This window comes from Occallatibacter sp., from assembly GCF_049802275.1.
GTDB lineage: Bacteria > Acidobacteriota > Terriglobia > Terriglobales > Acidobacteriaceae > Telmatobacter.
The window spans coordinates 1-2341 of record NZ_JBARMD010000454.1; the positions used below are offsets into that span (position 1 = coordinate 1).

The 2341-nt window shown below is 59.6% G+C and carries 1 protein-coding gene and 1 pseudogene; both read left to right on the forward strand.

What is annotated here, in order from left to right; genetic code table 11:
* Window positions 1-243, forward strand: a pseudogene (mraY, locus tag WA354_RS15665) (phospho-N-acetylmuramoyl-pentapeptide-transferase); the annotation flags it as partial.
* A gap of 78 nt (window positions 244-321) precedes the next feature.
* Complete coding sequence (gene murD / locus WA354_RS15670; RefSeq protein WP_472813958.1) at window positions 322-1701, forward strand: UDP-N-acetylmuramoyl-L-alanine--D-glutamate ligase; 1380 nt, start codon at window positions 322-324, stop codon at window positions 1699-1701.
* The last annotated feature ends 640 nt before the right edge of the window (window positions 1702-2341 follow it).

Here is a 2341-nt window from a genome sequence, read left to right on the forward strand (position 1 = left end):
GCCGTCATCATCCGCCAGGAATTCCTGCTCCCGTTTATCGGCGGCATCTTCGTCCTCGAAGCGGTCTCCGTGGTGCTCCAAGTAGGCAGCTACAAGCTCCGCAAGAAACGCATCTTCAAGATGGCCCCGCTGCACCATCACTTTGAGCAGCTTGGCTGGAGCGAGTCCAAGGTCATCGTCCGTTTCTGGATCATGGCACTGGTGTTTGCGCTGTTCGCCCTCACCACCCTCAAATTGCGCTAGAAACGCGATACGCCGTGTCGGCTTTCACAGCCAAGCCACGATGCGGCGCGATAAAGTATCCTTGGACTGATCCTCATGATGGAGCTCAAAGGCAAAAAGGTTCTTGTCGTCGGGCTGGGCAAATCCGGCCTGGCTGCCGCTCTCTTCCTGCGCCGTCGCGGAGCCCAGGTCACCGTCTCCGACATCCGCAGCGCTGAAGCCCTCGCCAAAGACATTCCCGCCCTCCTCGAAGAGGGCATTAACGTCGAAGCCGGCGGCCACGGCCTGCTCACCTTCCGCCGTCAGGACCTCATCGTCGTCAGTCCCGGCGTCCCACTCGACACGCCCGAGCTTGTGCAGGCTCGCAACTTCGGCCGGTCCGTCATCGGCGAACTCGAACTCGCCGCCCGCTTCCTGAAAGGCAAGATCCTCGCCGTCACCGGCTCCAACGGTAAGACAACCACGACGTCGCTTCTCGGCGAAATCCTCGAGAAGGCCGGCATGCCCACCCTCGTCGGTGGCAACATCGGCGTCCCCGTCGTCGCCCTCATCGACGAATCAACCGACGCCACCTGGGCCGTACTCGAAGTCTCCAGCTTTCAGCTCGAATCCACTGAGCAGTTCCACCCCACCATCGCCGTCATTCTCAACATCACGCCCGACCACCTTGACCGCCATGGCAGCTTCGAAAACTACGCGCTTGCCAAAGAGCGCATCTTTTCAGAGCAGGACGAGCACGACTACTGCGTTCTCAACGCCGACAATGTTCGCGCCGCCGCTTCTGCCAGTCGCTCCAGGGCCAAGGTCTACTGGTTCTCCCTCGAACACAGCGTCGAACGGGGCGCATGGGTCGAAGGCGGCTTCATCATGTACCGCTCCGCCCCAGACGCCGCGCCGGAACACGTCATGCCCCTCACCAGCATCCCCCTCAAGGGTGAACACAATGTCGAGAATGTGCTGGCCGCCGTCTGTGCCGCGCGTCTCGCCGGGGCCTCCGCCGAATCCATCCGCAGTGCCGTCGAGCAATTCAAAGCCGTCGAGCACCGCCTCGAATACGTCGCCACCCTCAACGGCGTAGAAATCTACAACGACTCCAAGGCCACCAACGTCGACGCCACCGCCAAGGCCATCGCCGCGTTCCCGGGCAACATCCACCTCATCCTCGGCGGCAAAGACAAAAACTCCGACTATACCGAGCTTTCCGAACTTCTCCGCTCCCGCGTCAAAGCCGTCTACACTATCGGCTCCGCCGCCGCCAAAATAGAGTCACAACTCCGCGGCGTCGTCACCATTCACTCCTGCGAAACCCTCGACAAGGCCGTCAGCGCCATCGCTGCCGCCGCCCACCCCGGCGACACCGTGCTCCTCGCCCCCGCCTGCTCCAGCTTCGACCAGTTCGAAAGCTACGAACACCGCGGCCGCGTCTTCAAAGAATTAGTAAACGAGTGGCGCGGCTGGAAAGTCTGGCAGAACGCGTAGCTGCAGTGGCGCTTGACCCTCATTTGCAGGTCATCCTGCGCCTACTGAAGTTGTCATCCCGAGCGCCTGGACATCCCGTAATCCACTGAAGTTTGTCATCCCGGAGCGCCTCGTTAGTTCGCCGTTTGATGAAATTGTCATCCCGAGCGCCTGGTCATCCCGTAATCAACTGAACTTGTCATCCCAAGTGCCGAGCCATCCCGTAATCTACTGCAGTTGCCATCCCGGAGTCCTTGTTAGTTCGTAGTTTGATGAACTTGTCATCCCGAGCGCAGCCGAGGGATCTGCAGTTGCCCTTCTTCCGCCTCGCCAGGAATCCCAGCCTTCAGGACAGAATGCGGTCCGTCGCCCGCTTGAAATCAGCTGGTTCATACTCAAACCAATCTCTGCTCAAGTCCACGCACGCCGGATTCATCCGTTGAATCAGCGTCACCTTCTTTGCCCGACTCCGACACCCCGGAACTTAATCACTTTGATTCACAGTTGCTCCCCCCCGCGAATCTCCACACCCAAACGTGAAACCATAGCCACAAGTACAAATCTGGGTGCCCCATGTCTCGTTTCTGAGACATGGGTTTTTGCGAACCTTGATCGGTTCCACGTTTCAAATCGAGAAGAAAAATGGCAAAGCGCGTAGGCG

Bases quoted from the DNA above. Each gene is read 5' to 3' on its own strand.
- murD (WP_472813958.1), top strand. From the start codon at position 322: ATGGAGCTCAAAGGCAAAAAGGTTCTTGTCGTCGGGCTGGGCAAATCC.